The organism is Nocardiopsis sp. NPDC006198 (assembly GCF_040613895.1).
Classification (GTDB): domain Bacteria; phylum Actinomycetota; class Actinomycetes; order Streptosporangiales; family Streptosporangiaceae; genus Nocardiopsis; species Nocardiopsis tropica.
Map to the genome: position 1 here is coordinate 1 of NZ_JBEXSY010000096.1, position 18,343 is coordinate 18,343.

13 protein-coding genes, 1 tRNA gene and 1 pseudogene are annotated in these 18,343 nt (G+C 73.3%); 11 read left to right on the top strand and 4 right to left on the bottom strand.

Going from position 1 to position 18,343, the window contains the following annotated elements:
* Nucleotides 1–153 (top strand): annotated as a pseudogene (locus ABZ234_RS32430) (succinate--CoA ligase subunit alpha); the annotation flags it as partial.
* Between the two features lie 101 nt (nucleotides 154–254).
* On the opposite strand, the gene ABZ234_RS32435 reads toward ABZ234_RS32430, so the two are convergent.
* Nucleotides 255–776: a DUF1707 domain-containing protein gene (locus ABZ234_RS32435; RefSeq protein ID WP_355014581.1), complete on the bottom strand. Its 522-nt coding sequence runs from the start codon at nucleotides 774–776 to the stop codon at nucleotides 255–257.
* 273 nt (nucleotides 777–1,049) lie between these two features.
* On the opposite strand from ABZ234_RS32435, the gene ABZ234_RS32440 reads away from it, so the two are divergent.
* Nucleotides 1,050–2,669, top strand: coding sequence for a DUF6350 family protein (locus tag ABZ234_RS32440; RefSeq protein ID WP_355014587.1), 1,620 nt, complete (start codon nucleotides 1,050–1,052; stop codon nucleotides 2,667–2,669).
* Between the two features lie 123 nt (nucleotides 2,670–2,792).
* Here the strand turns inward: ABZ234_RS32440 and mfd are convergent, their stop codons facing one another.
* Nucleotides 2,793–6,401 (bottom strand): transcription-repair coupling factor, encoded by a 3,609-nt coding sequence (gene mfd / locus ABZ234_RS32445; RefSeq protein WP_355014582.1) that lies wholly within the window; start codon nucleotides 6,399–6,401, stop codon nucleotides 2,793–2,795.
* Nucleotides 6,402–6,747: 346 nt separating this feature from the next.
* Here mfd and cysC point away from each other — a divergent pair, with 346 nt between their 5' ends.
* Together cysC and ABZ234_RS32455 are read left to right on the top strand one after the other, a co-directional pair.
* Nucleotides 6,748–8,316, top strand: coding sequence for an adenylyl-sulfate kinase (cysC, locus tag ABZ234_RS32450; RefSeq protein ID WP_355014583.1), 1,569 nt, complete (start codon nucleotides 6,748–6,750; stop codon nucleotides 8,314–8,316).
* A gap of 53 nt (nucleotides 8,317–8,369) precedes the next feature.
* Nucleotides 8,370–9,116, top strand: coding sequence for a MazG family protein (locus tag ABZ234_RS32455; RefSeq protein WP_267946585.1), 747 nt, complete (start codon nucleotides 8,370–8,372; stop codon nucleotides 9,114–9,116).
* Between the two features lie 10 nt (nucleotides 9,117–9,126).
* Here ABZ234_RS32455 and ABZ234_RS32460 read toward each other — a convergent pair whose 3' ends face one another.
* Both ABZ234_RS32460 and ABZ234_RS32465 read right to left on the bottom strand, forming a co-directional pair.
* Nucleotides 9,127–10,581 carry an FtsW/RodA/SpoVE family cell cycle protein gene (locus ABZ234_RS32460; protein ID WP_355014584.1) on the bottom strand — a complete coding sequence of 485 codons (1,455 nt, stop codon included), beginning with the start codon at nucleotides 10,579–10,581 and terminating at the stop codon, nucleotides 9,127–9,129.
* A gap of 151 nt (nucleotides 10,582–10,732) precedes the next feature.
* The gene (locus ABZ234_RS32465; RefSeq protein WP_355014585.1) at nucleotides 10,733–11,941 is read right to left on the bottom strand and encodes an FAD-dependent monooxygenase; all 1,209 of its coding nucleotides are present in this window, start codon (nucleotides 11,939–11,941) and stop codon (nucleotides 10,733–10,735) included.
* A gap of 133 nt (nucleotides 11,942–12,074) precedes the next feature.
* Between ABZ234_RS32465 and ABZ234_RS32470 the strand changes: the two genes are divergently transcribed.
* From ABZ234_RS32470 to ABZ234_RS32500, 7 genes are all read left to right on the top strand, one after another.
* On the top strand, nucleotides 12,075–12,650 hold the full coding sequence (locus ABZ234_RS32470; protein ID WP_344183459.1) for a helix-turn-helix domain-containing protein: 576 nt from the start codon (nucleotides 12,075–12,077) through the stop codon (nucleotides 12,648–12,650).
* Nucleotides 12,651–12,754: 104 nt separating this feature from the next.
* On the top strand, nucleotides 12,755–14,038 hold the full coding sequence (eno, locus tag ABZ234_RS32475; RefSeq protein WP_267946581.1) for a phosphopyruvate hydratase: 1,284 nt from the start codon (nucleotides 12,755–12,757) through the stop codon (nucleotides 14,036–14,038).
* A gap of 183 nt (nucleotides 14,039–14,221) precedes the next feature.
* Entirely contained in the window at nucleotides 14,222–14,593 is a 372-nt protein-coding gene (locus ABZ234_RS32480; protein WP_267946580.1) for a septum formation initiator family protein, read from the top strand.
* An 88-nt stretch (nucleotides 14,594–14,681) separates the two neighbouring features.
* The gene (locus ABZ234_RS32485) at nucleotides 14,682–15,296 is read left to right on the top strand and encodes a DUF501 domain-containing protein (RefSeq protein WP_267946579.1); all 615 of its coding nucleotides are present in this window, start codon (nucleotides 14,682–14,684) and stop codon (nucleotides 15,294–15,296) included.
* Entirely contained in the window at nucleotides 15,293–16,291 is a 999-nt protein-coding gene (locus ABZ234_RS32490) for a Ppx/GppA phosphatase family protein (RefSeq protein WP_355014586.1), read from the top strand. Before ABZ234_RS32485 ends, ABZ234_RS32490 begins: the two co-directional genes overlap by 4 nt.
* Nucleotides 16,292–16,619: 328 nt before the next feature.
* Complete coding sequence (locus ABZ234_RS32495) at nucleotides 16,620–17,996, top strand: NAD(P)/FAD-dependent oxidoreductase (RefSeq protein WP_267946577.1); 1,377 nt, start codon at nucleotides 16,620–16,622, stop codon at nucleotides 17,994–17,996.
* Nucleotides 17,997–18,143: 147 nt separating this feature from the next.
* Nucleotides 18,144–18,220, top strand: a tRNA-Leu gene (locus ABZ234_RS32500).
* The last annotated feature ends 123 nt before the right edge of the window (nucleotides 18,221–18,343 follow it).

Sequence of the window (18,343 nt, forward strand, 5' to 3'; positions counted from 1 at the left end):
GCTCCGGAGGGCAAGACGATGGGGCACGCGGGCGCGATCGTGTCGGGTTCGGCGGGCACGGCCGCGGCCAAGCAGGAGGCCCTGGAGGCCGCCGGCGTCAAGGTCGGCAAGACCCCCAGCGAGACTGCCAAGCTGGTGCGCGAGCTGTTCTAGCACGCGCCCCGGGAGCAGCCCCGACGGGTGACCGCTTCGACGGCTCCGCCCCACCGCCGGTTCATCCGGAGGGTGGGGCGGAGCCGTTTTCGCGTGTCCGGTTAGTCGAGGGCCCGCGAACCGCCGTCCGACCTGCCGCGGACGGTCCGCACGGTGGTCACCACCGCGCCCGGGACGAGGAGGACCAGGAGGAAGAACAGCCACGCGAACACGGCGCCGGTGTTGCCGCTGGAGATGGACGGCACCCCCCAGAGCACGAACATGATCCCTCCCCAGATCACCAGACCGCCCGTGTGGGGACGGTTGCGGCGGTCGGACGAGCCCTTCCCGCCCTCCCGCCGGGCCGACGGGAGGGCGGCCGTCCCGGCAGGCGTGGGCGGGCGCCCGTCCCCCGGCTCCGCGTCCCCGGGGACGGCGAGCGAGCTGGGCCGGGACTCCGGGGGCAGGTCCTCGAAGAGCGGGACCAGGTCCGTGTTGGCGACCGCCTCCAGCACCGCCCCGGCGCGGGTCCCGTGCTCCTCGGGGTCCAGACGGCCCTCCTCCAGAGCCGTCCGCAACCGTTCCAGCGCCTCGTCGCGCTCCCGGTCGGAGAGCCGGTAGCGGTCGGGGTCGGTGCCTGCCATGGGTGTCCGTCCGCAGCGGGGGTGAAACCTGTCTCCCTCCGTACGACGGGGGCCGGACGCCGACGGTTCCACCGGCGCCGCCGCACACGCGCGCACGACACGCGCGGCGGGATACCGCGGAGCATTCCGGTCCCTGGCAGCATAAGTCGGGTGAGTACGCCAGGATCTCCCCCCGACCGAGGCCGACCGCCGAAGCGCCCGCGGGCCACCGCCGCGGAAGCCTCCGCGCCGGAGGCCGCCGACGAGCGCAGGCCCCTCTACGCGACCGGGGGCATTGCCGCCGCCACGGCGGCGGGCAGCGGTCTGGCCGCCATCGTCACCCTCACCATCATCGGCTGGGTGGCCGCGCCGCACGACACCTTCGGCGAGGACATCGTCGACATCCTCCAGGGAGCGGTCCTGGCCTGGCTGGTCGGCCACCACGTGTCGTTCACCGTGCCCGACGGGCAGATCGCCCTGCTCCCGCTCGGGCTGGTCCTGCTGCCGGGCCTGCTGCTGTACCGGTCGGGCCGGTGGCTGGCCCGCTCCTGCGAGATCCTGCGGCTCCGGTACGTGTGGGGGGCGGCGGTGGCCGTCGCCGGCCCCTACGCGGCGATCGCCGGCACGCTGGCGCTGGTGGCGCGCACCGAGGCGATCGAACCCAGCATGCCGCGCGCCCTCGTCATGGGGTTCGCCATCGCCTTCCTCGCCGCCGGGCTGGGGGCGCTGCGCCAGCTGATGCGCGACAAGGGCGTGGCGGTCCGGGACCTGCTGGAGCTGATGCCCGCCAGGCCGAGGTCCCTCCTGGTGGGGTTGCTCGCGTCCACCGGCACCCTCCTGCTGGGCGGGCTGCTGCTGTTCGCGACGGCGCTGGCGTTCGCCTTCCCGGAAGCCGTCGAGACGACGAGGGTGCTGGGACCCGGCGTGGTCGGCGGTGTGCTGCTGGTGGTCATCCAGCTGGCGTACCTGCCCAACGCGGTGGTGTTCGCGGTCTGCTACGCGCTGGGGCCGGGGTTCGCGATGGGCGCGGGTACCGTCGTCGCCCCTACCGGGGTGTCGGTGGGCGCCCTGCCGGTGTTCCCGATGCTGGCCGCCCTGCCGGAGGACGGGGCCGCTCCGGCGGTGTCCCTGGTGGCGCTGGCCCTGCCGTTCGCGGCGGGCGCGGTGGGCGGTGTCCTGACCCAGCGCAGTGCGCCGGACGCGGTCGGCGAGGCGGCCCCCCTGTGGGGGTTCGTGTGCGGTGTGACCACGGGGATCCTGTGCGCGGCCATGGCGGAGATCGCGGGCGGGCCCCTGGGGGGAGAGCGGCTCAGCGAGGTGGGGCCGTCGGCGTGGCAGGTGGGCCTCGTCGCCGCCCTGGAGGTCGGGGTGGCCGCGGCGGTCGCCGCCTGGATCGCGAACTGGTGGTACTGGCGCAAGCTGCGGCTGGGGAAGGGCACGGAGTCCCCCGGCTCCACGGAACCCGGGACGGACGCCGCGAAGAAGGGGGCGCGGGCCCCCGTGCGGCCGGGGGCCGAGCCGCGGCCGGTGGTCGAGCTGCCGCCGGACGTCCCGGTCGGGAAGGGCCTGGCGACGGTGACGCCGCTGCGCCGCCGTGACGGCCAGGGCGTCGGGAACGCCGGGGAGGAGGCGGGGCCGGACCCGGAGCCCTCTCCCGCCACCCCCGGGGAGCTGAGGGCGGCCAGGGACCGGGAGCGGGCCGCCCGGACGGTCGACCGCGGCGCCGAGCGCGGCGCGCGCAAGGAGGCCCGCCGGGAACTGCGCGACCACCGGCGCCGGGAGAGGCGGGAGGCGAAGGACGCCCGCCGCGCCTCCGGCGGTCGCTGGTGGCGGCGGAGGCCGGGCGAGGACGAGGAGATGTACGGCATCACCTACGAGGCGGACCCCGGCGGCGTGGACGCCCCCGGGCACTGATCCGTTCGGCGGTGCCGCACCGGACCGCCGCACGGCGGCGGGTCCGGCGGCCTCCGGTGGAGGCAGCTCGGACGGGAGCCGTCCCGGCCGACGCCTCCGTGGACGCCCCGGCCGGGGTCCGGGCTACTGGGCCGGGGCGCTCCGGCCGGCTCTCCTGTGCGGCTCGAAGACGGCGTTGACCAGGTCGCTGCACCACTTGAGGAGTTCCAGGTCGCGCAGCGGCTTGCCGCCCAGGCCGCCGGCCTTGGGCACCGGTACCAGCAGGGTCCGCGTCGTCTCCTTGTGCAGGGACTTGGGGTACATCCGCCGCAGCCTCAGCTCCTGCGACTCGCGCAGGTCGACCGGGGAGAACCTGATCTGGTTGCCCTGCATGACGACGTCCGAGAGCCCCGCCGACTTGGCGAGCACCCGGAACCGCGCCACCGCCATCAGGTTGTCCACCTGCTGGGGCGGGGGCCCGTACCGGTCGGTGAGCTCTTCGTACGCGGCGAGGATGTCCTCCTCGCTGCCCACGCCGGCGATCCGCTTGTACGACTGGAGCCGCAGCCGCTCGCCCGGAACGTAGTCGTGCGGGATGTGCGCGTTGATGGGCAGCTCGACCCGGGTCTCGATCTCCTCGACCGCGTCCGGATCGCCCTTGAGCTCGGCCACGGCCTCGCCCACCATGCGCACGTACAGGTCGAAGCCCACGCCCGCGATAGTGCCGGACTGCTCCGCGCCCAGGATGTTGCCCGCGCCCCGGATCTCCAGGTCCTTCATGGCCACGTACATGCCCGCGCCCATCTCGGTGTGCTGGGCGACCGTGGCCAGGCGCTCGTAGGCGGTCTCGGACAGCGGTTTCTCCGGCGGGTACAGGAAGTACGCGTAGGCGCGCTCGCGCCCGCGGCCCACCCGGCCGCGGAGCTGGTGCAGCTGCGAGAGCCCGTAGGTGTCGGCGCGGTCGATGATGAGGGTGTTGGCGTTGGGCACGTCCAGGCCGGACTCGACGATGGTCGTGGAGACCAGCACGTCGAAGTTCTTCTCCCAGAAGTCGACCATGACCTTCTCGAGCTGCTGCTCGTTCATCTGGCCGTGCGCGTAGGCCACCCGGGCCTCCGGCACCAGGCGCTTGATGCTCGCCGCGACCTTGTCGATGGAGGCCACGCGGTTGTGCACGAAGAACACCTGGCCCTCGCGCATCAGCTCGCGGCGGATCGCGGCGGTGATCTGCTTGTCCTCGTAGGGGCCCACGAAGGTGAGCACCGGGTGGCGCTCCTCCGGCGGGGTGAGGATCGTGGTCATCTCGCGGATGCCGGTCAGGCCCATCTCCAGGGTGCGCGGGATCGGCGTCGCCGACATCGCCAGCACGTCGACCTGGGTGCGCAGCCGCTTGAGGGCCTCCTTGTGCTCCACGCCGAAGCGCTGCTCCTCGTCGATGATGACCAGGCCCAGGTCCTTGAAGCGGGTCTCCGACGACAGCAGGCGGTGCGTGCCGATGACGACGTCCACCTCGCCGCTGCGCAGCCCCTCGCGGGTCACCTCGACCTCGCCGTCGGTCTGGAACCGCGACATCGGTTTGACGGTGACCGGGAACGACGCGTACCGCTCGGTGAACGTGGACATGTGCTGCTGCACCAGCAGCGTGGTGGGCACCAGCAGAGCCACCTGCTTGCCGTCCTGGACCGCCTTGAACGCGGCGCGCACCGCGACCTCGGTCTTGCCGTAGCCGACGTCGCCGCAGATCAACCGGTCCATGGGGACGGACCGGGACATGTCCTTCTTGACCTCGTCGATGGCCGCGAGCTGGTCGGGCGTCTCCACGTACGGGAAGGCGTCCTCGAGTTCCCGCTGCCACGGGGTGTCCGGACCGAACGCGTGGCCCGGGGAGGCCTGGCGGGCCGAGTACAGGCGGATGAGGTCGCCGGCGATCTCGCGGACGACCTTGCGGGCGCGGCTCTTGGCCTTGCTCCACTCGGCGCCGCCCATCTTGGACAGGGTGGGGGCCTCGCCGCCCACGTACCGGGTGACCTCGCCGAGCTGCTCGGTGGGGACGAAGAGGCGGTCGCCCGGCTGGCCGCGCTTGGAGGGCGCGTACTCGATGAGCAGGTACTCGCGGGTGGCCCCCTGGATCTGGCGGCTGACCATCTCCAGGTAGCGGCCCACGCCGTGCTGCTCGTGGACGACGTAGTCGCCCGGTTTGAGCTGGAGCGGGTCCACGGTGCCGCGCCGCCTGCTCGGCATCCTGCGCATGTCGCGGGTGGAGGACTTCTGTCCGGCCAGGTCGGTCTCGGTGAGCACCACCGTGTGGACCGTCCGCAGCAGGAACCCGTGGTCGACCAGCCCGGTGGTGACGGTGGCGACGGCGGGCGGGGGAGGGTCGGCCAGGTCGGAGGCGAGGGCGGCGCCCAGGCCGGCGTCGCGCAGCATCGCGACCAGCCGCTCGGCGGGGCCGTGGCCCTGGGTGACCAGGACGACGCTCCAGTTGTCGTGCAGCCAGCCCTTGATGTCGGCCAGGGCGCGCTCGGTGTCCCCGCGGTAGGACTCGGCGGGTGCGGCGCCGACGACGACGGCGTCGTCCTCCTCGGAGGCGCCCCCCTCGTCGCCCGCGCTGAAGGGCGTGAGGCCCCACCAGGGCAGGTCGCGCCCGGCCGCGGCGGCGCGCAGCTCGGCGACGGACATGTAGGCGGACGCGCCCAGGTCGATGGGGGCCTCGCCGCCGGAGGCGGCGTTGATCCACGAGGCGTCGAGGAACTCGGCGCTGGTGGCCTCCAGCTCCACCGCGCGGGTGCGGATGCGCTCGGGGTCGCAGCCCACCACCATCGCGCCCTCGGGCAGGTAGGTGAAGAAGGGCTCCATGCGTTCGGCGAGCACGGGCGCGAACGCCTCCATGCCCTCGACGGAGACGCCGTCGGCGATCTTGTGCAGGATCTCGGCGAGGGAGGGGTGCTCCTCGGCCAGGGCCCGTGCGCGGTCGCGCACGGTGTCGGTGAGCAGGAGTTCGCGGCACGGCGGTGCGAACAGCCCGGAGGCGGCGCCGGCGCGCGAGCCCTCGTCGCCCTCGCGCGGGGCGATGGACCGCTGGTCCGCCACCTGGAAGTAGCGGATGTCCTCGACGGTGTCGCCCCAGAACTCCAGCCGCAGAGGGTGCTCCTCGGTGGGCGGGAACACGTCCAGGATGCCGCCGCGCACGGCCATGTCGCCGCGCTTCTCGACCAGGTCGACCCGGGCGTAGCCGGTGTCGGCCAGGGCCGTGACCACGTCCTCCAGGGACGCCTCGTCGCCGGGGCGGATGCGGACCGGCTCCAGGTCGCCCAGGCCGGCCACGAGCGGTTGCAGGACGCTGCGCACGGGGGCGACGACCACCCTCAGCGGGGTGGTGAGCGGGTCGGCGGGGTCGGGGTGCGCCAGGCGGCGCAGGACGGCGAGACGCTGTCCGACCGTGTCCGAGCGGGGGGAGAGCCGCTCGTGCGGGAGCGTCTCCCAGGCGGGGAAGAGCGCGACGGAGTCGTCGGGCAGCAGCGAGCACAGGGCGTCGGTCAGGTCCGAGGCCTCGCGCTCGGTGGCGGTGACGGCGAGGACGGGCCGACCCGCGCCCACGGGGGCGTCGGCGGCCAGCGCGCCCACCATGAAGGGGCGCAGCGCGGCCGGCGCGACGAGGTCGAGGTGGGGATCGAGGCCGCGTCGGGCGGCCTCGATCGCGCTGTGCAGTGCCGGGTCCCTGGAGACGTCGGCGAGAAGTCCAATAAGGCTCATAGCACCAGAAACTGAAAGTGGAAGTGGGTCCGGATCAGGCGGTGGTCGCGGCCTGCACGATGAGAAGGCGGCTGCGGGAGTGGACGCCCGGCACCCCTCAGACTATCGAGTCCGGAGGTTTCGCGCGGGCGGGGTGTGGACGAAGGCCCCGCCGGCCCGCCCGTGCCGCCCCCGGCGGCAACCGGCGCCGAAGGGGCGGTGCACAGTCGGTGGAACCGCCGGTGGGGTGCTTCTATTCCGGCTCCCCCGCCGTCCGCGCCGCGCTCCGTGCGACGCGGGCGGGGCGGCCGGGGGCGTCGGGCATACGCTAGAGACGATTCCCGGAACACCGTAGGAGAGGAACCTCGTGGTGAGTGCGATCAGGCGTGGGAGCGCGCCGGAGGGCGGCGGCGGACGGTCGGGCGCCCCGGTCTTCGTCCCGGGTCCGGACGGCCTCGCCCACCTGGAGCTGATCCTCAACGGCGCCTACCCGCTGCCCGGCTTCATGACGCGGGACGAGGCCGCGTCGGTGGAGCGCTCCGGGCGGCTGCCCGACGGCCGCCCCTGGCCGGTTCCGGTCACCCTGGAGGTGCCGGAGGCGCTGGCGGGGGCCGCGGCGCTGACCCTCGCCGACCCCGAGGGCGCGCCGCTGGCCGAGCTGACCGTCACCGAGCACTGGGAGGCGGAGGGCGTCCACCGCCTGGCGGGGGACGTGGCGCTGCTGCGGCCGCCCATGTACGGGGTGCTGCGCAAGCTGCGGTCCTCGCCCGCGGAGGTGCGGGGCCAGCGCGAGCTCGAACCCTCCTCGTGCGGGTCGCTGCTCGCGGTGGTCACCGACCGGCCCCTGCACCACCGGGTCCTGCACCAGATCCGCGCGGAGGCCGACGCCCTCGGGGACGCGGCGGGCGGTGCCCGAGCCGAGGTGCTGGTGATCGTCGAGACGGGCCTGGAGGACGAGGGCATGGCGACGGCGGTCCTGGCCGCCGAACCGCTGCTGCCGGGGCGCACCGCGTTCGTCGTGTGCACCCTGCCGAGGGGCGCCGCGCGGACCGAGGGCGCGCTCGGCGGCAGCTGGGGCGTGCGCGACGTGGCGCTGGCCGCGCACGTGGCCGCCGCCTACGGCGCCACCCACATGCTGGCGGTGACCGGCGGGAGCGGACCGGACGTCGAGCGTGTGATGGCCCGGCGCCCGCCGCTCACGGTCCTGGAGCCGGAGCCGTGGCGCTACGACTCGTCCGAGGGGCTGTGGCAGCCCCTGACCCGCGTGGACCCCGCGCACGCCGTCCCGGAGCCGACGGACGAGGAGGTCGAGGCCGAGCTGGCGCACGGGCGCGAGCTTCCCGCCTGGTTCACCCCGGCCCGCGTGGGCGCCGAACTGGCGCGGTTGCGCCCGGCGCGGACCAAGCGGGGGGTCGCGATCCTGTTCACCGGCCTGTCGGGTTCGGGCAAGTCCACGATCGCGCGCGGGGTGTGCGACGGCATCCGCAGGTCGGGGCGCACGGTGACCCTGCTGGACGGGGACGTGGTCCGGCGCATGCTCTCCAGCGGGCTGACGTTCTCGCGGGAGGACCGGGAGCTCAACATCCGCCGCATCGGCTATGTCGCCGCGGAGATCACCCGGCACGGCGGGGTGGCCGTGTGCGCGCCGATCGCCCCGTACGCGGCGGGCCGGGCCGAGGTGCGGGCGATGGTGGAGGAGTTCGGGGACTTCTTCCTCGTGCACGTGGCGACGCCCCTGGAGGTGTGCGAGGCCCGTGACCGCAAGGGGCTCTACGCCAAGGCGCGCTCGGGGGAGATCGCGGAGTTCACGGGGATCTCCGACCCCTACGAGGAGCCCGGGGACGCCGACCTGGTGCTGGACACCGGCGGCGACCCGGCGGAGTCCGTGGCCGAGGTGATGGCGGCCCTGCGCGAGGGCGGATGGCTGCCCGGCTAGGGCGCGGGCGCGCAGGACGAGCAGTGGCAGGATCCCGACAGCTAAGGACCGAGATGACCGACCCCCAGCCGACCGGGCACCGAGTACTGCGCCTGGTGGAGGTGATGGACACCCTGCGCAGGGAGTGTCCCTGGGACAGCTCCCAGACCCACGAGTCGCTGGCCAAGTACCTGATCCAGGAGGCCTACGAGACCCTGGAGACCATCGAGGAGGGCGACCTGGCCTCGCTCCGCGAGGAGCTGGGCGACGTGCTGCTCCAGGTGGTGTTCCACGCGGCCGTCGCCGCCGAGCGCCCCGAGGGCGACCCGGCGCGCTTCACGGTGGACGACGTCGCGGACGCGATCATCGACAAGATGACCCGCCGCCACCCGCACGTGTTCGGCGGGGCCGAGGTGGCGGGCGTCGACGAGGTGTGGGCCGACTGGGAGGCCATCAAGGCGGCCGAGCGCGCGGCCAAGGCGGAGGCGGGCGGGAACGGCGCGAAGCCCTCCGTCCTGGACGGGGTGCCGTTCGCGCAGCCCGCCGTGCTGCTGGCCCACGAGCTCCAGAGGAGGGCGGTCCGCAACGGCTTCCCCGCCGAGCTGGTGGGCGACGACGGGGCCGAGGGCGGCGGGCTGTTCGCCGCCGTGGCGGCGGAGGGCGCCCGGGGCCGGGACGCGGAGACGGACCTCAGGGCGGCGTCCCGCAGGTTCGACGCGCGCGTGCGCGCCGCCGAGGAGGCGGCCCGCGCCGACGGCAGGGAGCCCCGCGACCTGTCCGCGGCGGAGTGGCGCTCCTACTGGGACGCGGCCGGCGTCTAGCGCCCCCGCGTCACCCCGGGCGGGCCTCCGGGGGAGGGGGCGGCTGGGCGCGCGTGCGGAAGGCCTCCGTGGCGGGGTCGCGCTCCGCGCCGCCCGCCCGGGGCCGGCGCGCCGTCTCGCTGATGGTCAGCCAGAGGCCGACGATCACCCAGTTGGCCATCAGCGCCGACCCCCCGGCCGACAGGAACGGCGCGGTCATACCGGTCAGGGGGATGAGGAGGGTCGCCCCGCCGAGCACGATGAACACGTCGAACGCGGTGAGGAAGGCGTATCCGAGGGCCGTCAGCTTCAGGAACCAGTCCCGGGAGCCCAGAGCGATGCGGAACCCCCGCTCGGCCAGGATCAGGAGCAGGAGGAGGACGGCCATCAGGCCGGTGAGCCCCAGCTTCTCGCCCACCGAGACCAGGACCAGGTCGCTGTCGGCGGCGAAGACCTCCTGGACGGCCCCGCCTCCGAAGCCCGTCCCGGTCAGGCCGCCCTCGGCGAGCGCGAACACGCCCTCGACGATCTGGTAGCTGCCTCCGGGGCGGCTGTACACCTCCTCGTCGAAGGGGTCGAGCCAGATGTCCACGCGGTTGCGCACGTGCCCGAACATCAGGTACGCCGCGTACGCGCCCGCCGAGAAGGCCACCAGGCCGATGAGCACCCACGACTTGCGGGCGGTGGCGGCGTAGAGCACCGCCAGGAACGTCCCGAACAGCAGGAGCGACGTCCCCAGGTCCCTGGTGCCCACGAGCAGGAGGATCGCCAGGCCCCAGCCCACGGCCATGGGCGCCAGGTCGCGTGCGCGGGGCACGCTGAACACCTTGAGGCGGCCGACCCTGACGGTGCGGGTGACCAGCGCCATCACCTCGCGGCGCCGGCCCAGGTACGAGGCGAGGAAGAGGACGAGGAGCACCTTGGCGAACTCCGAGGGCTGCATCGTGAACGGGCCCAGGCCGATCCACCGCCGGGCGCCCAGCACCTCGTGGCCCAGAGGGGACAGCGGCAGCAGGAGCAGGAGCAGGGCGGCGCCCGCGATCACGTACGTGTACATGGTGAGCCGCTGCGGGCGTCGCACGGCCACCACCGCGGCGGCGCACAGGGCCATGCCCACGACGGTCCACACCACCTGCCGGTCGGCGTCCCCGTGCTCCCCGGCGGTCGCGGCCCGGGTCGTCTGGATCACCCAGATCATGGTGACACCCAGTCCGTTCAGGACGGTGGCGACCGGCATGACGACCGGGTCGGCGTAGGGCGCGACCCGGCGCAGCAGGAGGTGGAGGGAGAGGGCCCCGGCGCACAGGACGGCCAGGTAGAGGCCGAGGACGGGTTCGGCGCCGCCGGTGACGGACAGGGACGCCGTCAGGAGGGTCGCCGCGACCGTCACGAGCCCGGCCGCGAGCAGGACGAGCTCGGACCCCCGGCGGGGCACCGGGCGGAGGGCTCCGTCGGCGGACACCGGTCCGGTCTCGGGGTCGCCCACTGTCGTTCCGCCGTCCACCTCGGGGCACGGGCGCCCGGGCCGGGCTCCCCGGCCCGGCCGGGTACTCCGCCCCTGCACTATAGGCGGGGGAGCCGTCCCGGCCCCCGAGGCGTGCCGTCCGGGCGGGACGCGCCCGGACGGCACGGGCGGGTCAGCCCGGCGCGGGCGCGGGCGCGTCCAGCTCCAGGGCCTCGGCCGCCGTCGAGAGCTTGGAGTCGAAGCCCCCGACCCGGGACAGCAGCGGGGCGGCGCGCACCAGCGCGTTGCGCACGGCGATGCCCGTCCGGGTCCGCGGGGCCAGGAACCCCAGGCCCGCGTCGGCGATCGCCTGGTTGGCGGCCACGAAGGGCCGCATCCGGGCCTCGTAGGCGGCCAGCGCCGCGGCGGGGGCGTCGTGCCGGGCCAGCTCGCCGGCGAGCACGTGGGCGCCGACCAGGGCGAGGCTGCTGCCCTGGCCCGACGCGGGGGAGGGGCAGTGGGCGGCGTCGCCGAGCAGGACCACCCGGCCGGCGGACCAGCTGCGGGCCCGGATCTGGGTGACGGAGTCGAAGTAGAAGTCCGGGGCCGCCCCCGTCTCCGACAGGAGGCGACCCGCCTCCCAGCCCGCCCCGGCGAACGCCTCGCGCAGGAACCGCCTCTGCTCCCCGGCCGGCCGGCGGTCGATCCCGGTCTCCGAACGCGTGGACACCAGGAACATCGCCTTCGCCCCCTCGGCCCGGGGCGTGTGGTAGAGCGCGATCGCCCGCCCGGGGAGGTTGTGCAGCAGGACCTCCCGGTCCAGGCCGAGGTGGTTGGGCACGGTGCAGATGCTGATGTAGGCGTTCAGGAACCTCCGGAACGGGCCCTCGGGGCCGAAGGCGAGGGCACGGGTGGTGGAGTGGAGGCCGTCGGCCCCCACCACCAGGTCGAACACGCGCGGCGCGGCGTGCGCGAAGGACACGTGCACGCCCTCGGGGGCCTGCTCCAGCGCGGTGACCGTGTCGTCGTACAGGTACTCGGTGTACGCGGTGGTGGGTTCGTGCAGGAGCCGGACCAGGTCGCCGCGCAGGAGTTCGCGGGACCGCCCCTCGGAGGCCGTGCGGGCCTGGGAGGGGGTGAAGTCGGCGATGCGGCGCCCGCGCGCGTCGACGAACGACGCGGACGCCATGCCGGTGCCGTGCTCCGCGATGCCGTCGAGCACGCCCATGCGCTCGGCGACGTCCAGGGCGACGCCGCGCACGTCGACGGCATAGCCGCCGGAGCGGGGCGCGGGGGCGCGTTCGACGACGGTCGGCGCGATGCCGTACCGGTGGAGCCAGTGGGCGAGGGCGGGTCCGGCGATGCCGGCGCCGGAGATCAGGACGTTCTGTACGGCTGTCACGGGGGTTCACGCTCCTTCGGATGCCTTGCGGGACACGTTAGGCAGCTACTTACCGTGCGTCAAGTAACTTACCGGTCGGAAGGTACGGGTTAGACTCGGCGGACCAGGCGGCGAGTGAACGGGAGTGACACGGGTGCCCAGAGCGCAGAGCGACACCAAGGCCGAGATCCAGGCCGCGGCACTGGACCTGTTCGCCCGCAAGGGGTTCGAGAAGACGAGCCTCCGCGAGATCGCGGAGCGCCTCGGCATCACCAAGGCGGCGCTGTACTACCACTTCCCGTCCAAGAACGACCTGCTCAGGTCGCTGGTCGAGCCCCTGGAGCAGGACATGGGCGACCTCTTCGCCGAGTACGGGGACGAGCCGGGGGAGGCCACGGAGGGGATGTCCGACCGCGCCCGCGAGCTCCTCGGCGATTACTTCGACATCTGTGTGCGCCACAGCACCCTGCTGGTCGCCGTCCTCAACGACGTCGGCTCCCTGGCCGACATCGGGCTCATCGACGCCGTCGTGGCCTGGCGGCGCCGGCTCGACCGCCTCCTGGTCGGACCCGGGCACGGGACCCCCGCCAGGATGGGCGCGGTCATCGCCCTCGGGGGGATCCAGGACATCTCCGTCATGCTCTCCGCGGAGGAGGCCCTCGCGTACCGGGAGAGGGCCCTCGACATCGCCCTGGCGGCCCTGGTGGCCGGGATCTCCTCTAAGGACTAGACCAATTCGGCCGGGTGCCCTCACCCGGCGGCGGTCGGTGTCGCTAGTCTCGTGTCGGGTCCTGAACCAGTGGTCCGAGAAACCCCAAGAGACGGAGAGAGACCGTGGCGTCCATCGAGGCAGTACAGGCGCGAGAGATCCTTGACTCGCGGGGCAACCCGACGGTCGAGGTCGAGGTTCTGCTCGACGACGGAACCATCGCGCGCGCGGGAGTCCCCAGCGGCGCGTCCACCGGCCAGTTCGAGGCAGTCGAACTGCGTGACGGCGGAGACCGCTACGGCGGCAAGGGCGTGACCAAGGCCGTGACGGCCGTCAACGACGAGATCGCCGACGAGCTCCTCGGCCACGCGCCCGACGAGCAGCGCATCATCGACCGCGCGCTCATCGACCTGGACGGCACCCCGGACAAGTCCCGGATCGGCGCCAACGCCATCCTGGGCGCCTCCCTGGCGGTGGCCAGGGCCGCCGCCCAGGAGGCCGGGCTGCCGCTGTTCCGCTACATCGGCGGTCCCAACGCGCACGTGCTTCCCGTGCCGATGATGAACATCCTCAACGGCGGCGCGCACGCCGACAGCAACGTCGACATCCAGGAGTTCATGGTCGCCCCGATCGGCGCGCCCACGTTCTCCGAGGCGCTGCGCTGGGGGACCGAGGTCTACCACTCCCTCAAGTCGGTCCTGAAGGCCCACGGCCTGGGCACCGGCGTGGGGGACGAGGGCGGCTTCGCCCCCAACCTGGACAGCAACCGCGCGGCCCTCGACCTGATCGTCGAGGCCATCGAGAAGGCCGGCTACACCCCCGGCACCGACATCGCGCTCGCCCTGGACGTGGCCGCCACCGAGCTGTTCAACGACGGCGTCTACACCTTCGAGGGCAAGGCCCGCACCTCCGCGGACATGGCCGCGTACTACGCGGAGCTGGTCGACGCCTACCCGCTCGTCTCGATCGAGGACCCCCTCGACGAGGAGGACTGGGAGGGCTGGAAGACCCTCACCGCCGAGCTCGGCGACAAGGTCCAGCTGGTCGGCGACGACCTGTTCGTCACCAACCCCGAGCGGCTCCAGCGCGGCATCCTCGCCGACACGGCCAACTCGCTGCTGGTCAAGGTCAACCAGATCGGCACCCTGACCGAGACCCTGGACGCGGTCGCCATGGCCCAGCGCAGCGGCTACACGGCGATGATCAGCCACCGCTCCGGCGAGACCGAGGACACCACGATCGCCGACATCGCGGTGGCCACCAACGCCGGCCAGATCAAGACCGGCGCCCCGGCCCGCAGCGAGCGCGTCGCCAAGTACAACCAGCTCCTGCGCATCGAGGAGGAACTGGACGACGCCGCCGTCTACGCGGGCGTGTCGGCCTTCCCGCGCTTCGCCAAGCGCGGCTAGTCTGCCCCAGTGTCCCGCGAATCCAAGCAGCCGCCCCCAAAGGCCGGGAAGGCGTCCAAAGCCGACAGGCCGGCGGGCAGGGCTGCCCGGAGGAGGACGGGGCGGAAGAGCGCCGTAACCGGCTCCGCCAAGGGCAGGGGGGCCGGGAAGGGCACGGGCCGCACCACCGGCGGGGTGCGGCCCATGCTCACCAGCCGTGCGGCGATCCTGGCCCTCGTGGTGTGCGTGATCGCACTGAGCCTGGCCTACCCGCTGCGCGAGTACGTCGCGCAGCGGGCGCAGATCGCCCAGCTCCAGGAGGACCGCGCGCGCATGGAGGAGAGCGTGCTCGACCTGCGCGAGCGCGAGCGGGAGCTCACCCAGGACGAATACGTCGAACGGGAGGCCCGCGCGCGGCTCCACTACCAGTACCCCGGCGAGACCGCCTACATCGTCATCCCGCCGGACTCCGAGGACGACGACGAGGCCGAGACCGGTCCCAGCGAGCCGTGGTTCACCACGCTGTGGCGCTCGGTCGAGGAGGCGGACAGCCCGCCGCCCGACGACGGGCTCTGACCCGCCCCGGGGTGCGTGGCGGGTCCCGGCCGGGGCCCGCCCCCCGCGGGCGGCAGGGGTGCGGGGGCGGCCCTATGCTGGGTTCGCCATGACTTCCGCTGATCAGCCCGTGCCCGGGCGCGCCGCCGGACCGGCGGGCGCCCCTCCCGAGGGGCACTCCGAGAACCCGGTCGCCGCACGCGACATCGCCGCCATCGAACTCCAGCTGGGCCGCACCCCGCGCGGGGTGCGCGGGGTCGCGCACCGCTGCCCGTGCGGGCTCCCCGACGTGGTGCGCACCGCGCCCCGCCTGGAGGACGGCACCCCCTTCCCGACGCTGTACTACCTGACGTGCCCGCGCGCGGCGTCGGCCATCGGCCGGATGGAGAACTCCGGCCGCATGCGCGAGATGCAGGACCGGCTCGCGACGGACCCGGGGCTCGCCGAGGCCTACACCAGGGCCCACGAGTCCTACATCGAGGAGCGGGCCGAGCAGGCGCGCCTGGACGGGGTCGAGCCGCTCCCCGAGGGGATGCAGAGCACCGGCGGCATGCCCACCCGGGTCAAGTGCCTGCACGCGCTGGTCGGCCATGAGCTCGCCGCGCCGGGAACCAACCCCTTCGGCGCCGAGGCGCTGGAGGAGCTCCCGCAGTGGTGGGACAGGGGACCGTGCGTGTGCGTCGACGAGGACGCCCGAGAGGGCAGTGAGGGGAACGGGTCATGAGCGGTGTCGCGGCCATCGACTGCGGAACCAATTCCATCAGGATGCTGATCGCCGACGTGGTCCACATCGACGGCGACGAGGTCCAGGTGGTCGACGTCGACCGGCGCATGGAGATCGTGCGGCTGGGCGAGGGCGTCGACCGGACCGGCGAGTTCTCCCCCGAGGCGCTGGAGCGGACCTTCGAGGCGCTCCGCGGCTACGCCGAGGCCATCGAGGCGCACGGCATCGCCCTGGGGCCGGACGCGGTGCGCATGGTCGCCACCAGCGCGACCCGGGACGCGGCCAACCGCCAGGTGTTCATCGACGGGGTCCGCGAGATCCTCGGGGTGGAGCCCGAGGTGGTCACGGGCCTGGACGAGGCCGAGCTGTCGTTCGTGGGGGCCACGGCCGAGTTCGACGCCGAGGCGGCCGAGGGGGGAACAAGCGAGCCCGCCCCGCCGTTCCTGGTGGTGGACATCGGGGGCGGCTCCACCGAGTTCGTCCTGGGGACGGGCCCGGAGGAGGCCGAGAAGGGCGAGCTGGTCCGCGCGGCGCTGTCGGTGGACATCGGCTGCGTGCGCATGACCGAGCGGCACCTGCGCGACGACCCGCCCACGGCGGAGCAGGTCGCGGCGGCCACCGCCGACATCGACGCGGCGCTCGACGAGGTCGAGCGGGTCGTGCCCCTGCGCGAGGCGGGATCGGTGGTGTGCGTCGCGGGAACCGCGACCACGGTCGCCGGTATCGCCCTGGACCTGCCCGCCTACGACCCGGAGCGGATCCACCACTCCCGCGTGGGGGCGGCGGACCTCGACCGCATCACCGGGGAGCTGCTCGCGGCGACCTCGGCGGAGCGTGCGGAGATCGGCGTCATGCACCCCGGCCGGGTGGACGTGATCGGCGCGGGCGCGCTCGTCCTGTCGCGGGTGCTCGCCCGCACGGGGGCGGACGCGTTCACGACGAGTGAGCACGACATCCTGGACGGTGTCGCCTGGAGCCTCGTGGTCCAGGCGTAGGCGTTCCGCAAGGGGCTTTCGGGACCCCCGAACAGGGTCCCCCGGGTGAGACGCATCACTGCGGAAGATCCTTGTGAATGCTTTCACAACCACTCTGACCTGCATAAACGCAAGGCATGCAGGTGGGCAAGTGGTCGGAAGGTGATCAGATGTGAACCTTCTCTGTCGGTAGGTGCTTGTGAAAGAATGCACAAGCACCACCCGAAAAGTACGGGTACCCACCACGACGGGGTGGTGCCCCGCTGGAACGCGAGAGCGGGCGACCGGAGACCGCGAGACCTTCGCGGCCCCGGACGGGCGCGACAGAAACCTTTAGGGCGGATATGCGATGACCGAGAGCAGGAACTACCGGCTGGTACACGGCGGAGGGGACGAAGCGGAGATCCCGCACATCCTCATCGTCGGCGGCGGTTACCTCGGGATGTACACCGCGAGGCGGCTGGAGAAGAAGCTCGGGGCGGGCGAGGCGCGGATCACCGTCATCGACCCCAACTCCTACATGACCTACCAGCCCTTCCTGCCCGAGACCGCGTCCGGCAACATCTCGCCGCGCCACGTCGTCGTCCCGCTGCGCAAGGTCTTCGACCGGGTCCGCGTCCTGGGCGGGCGCGTCGTGCGCATCGACCACGCCGACCGCCAGGTCCGCTACGAGCCCAACGTCGGCGAGCCCGAGACCATCGCCTACGACCACCTCGTGATGGCCGCGGGCGCCGTCTCGCGCACCCTGCCCATCCCCGGCCTGGCCGAGTGGGGCATCGGGATCAAGACCGTGGAGGAGGCCGCCTACCTCCGCAACCACGTCCTCAACCAGCTCACCATCGCCGACTCCACCGACGACGAGGCCACCCGGCGCAAGGCGCTCAACTTCGTCTTCGTCGGCGGCGGGTTCGCCGGCGCCGAGGCCATCGCCGAGCTGGAGGACATGGTCCGCGACGCGGTCCGCCTCCACCAGTCGATCGACCTCGACGACGTGCGGTTCTACCTCATCGAGGCGGCCGACAAGATCCTGCCCGAGGTCGGCCCCGAGGTCGGGAACAAGGCCCTCAACCAGCTGCGCCGCCGCGGCATCGACGTCCGGCTCAAGACCTTCCTGGAGTCGGCGGCCGACCAGCACATCAAGCTCAGCGACGGCACCGAGTTCGACGCGGGCACCCTCGTGTGGACCGCGGGCGTCAAGCCCAGCCCGGTCGTCGCCGCCAGCGACCTGCCCCTCGGGCCCAAGGGCCACGTGGACACGAGCGAGTTCCTCACCGTCAACGGCGTGGAGAACGCCTTCGCCGGCGGCGACAACGCCCAGGTCCCCGACGGGAACGGCGGCTACTACCCGCCCAACGCCCAGAACGCGGTCCGCCAGGCGCCGGTGCTCGCCGACAACGTGATCGCCTCGCTGCGCAACACCGAGCTCAAGGCCTACAAGCACAAGAACCTCGGCGCGGTCGCCGGGCTGGGCCTGCACAAGGGCGCCGCCCAGCTGTTCGGCGTGATCAAGCTGAACGGCCGCCTCGCCTGGTACGCCCACCGGGCCTACCACCTGTTCGCGGTCCCGACCTTCAACCGCAAGATGCGCGTGCTGTCGGACTGGACGCTCGCCCTCTTCCTGCGCCGCGACTTCGCCGCGCTCCCGGAGATGGCCGAGCCCCGCCAGGCCTTCGAGGAGGCCAGCCGGCCGCAGATCGAGGACGGCCGACTCCGCCGGGTCAGCTGATCCGGCCCGGTCGCGCGACTCCCGCCCGCGCGGCCCAGCCCGAACACACGAAACGACCGGTTTCCCCAGGGGAGCCGGTCTTTTCGTGACCATAACCGGCCAAGCCAAAGCAAAGTGGGCAATCGACCCGGCCGGTATGATGGGTTCGCCCTCGTAGCCCAATGGAAGAGGCAGGCCCCCTAAAAGGGTCACAAGTGTCGGTTCGAGTCCGACCGGGGGTACCAGTGTTGCTTTTGGGGCTCTTGCTGTTTGGGGGCTCCGCTTCGCTTTGCCCCGTGTTCGGGCGCCTTGAGGCCGGTGTGCTTCGTCCTCGTCTGCGCCTGTCGCTCGTTCCTCGCTCGCGGCTT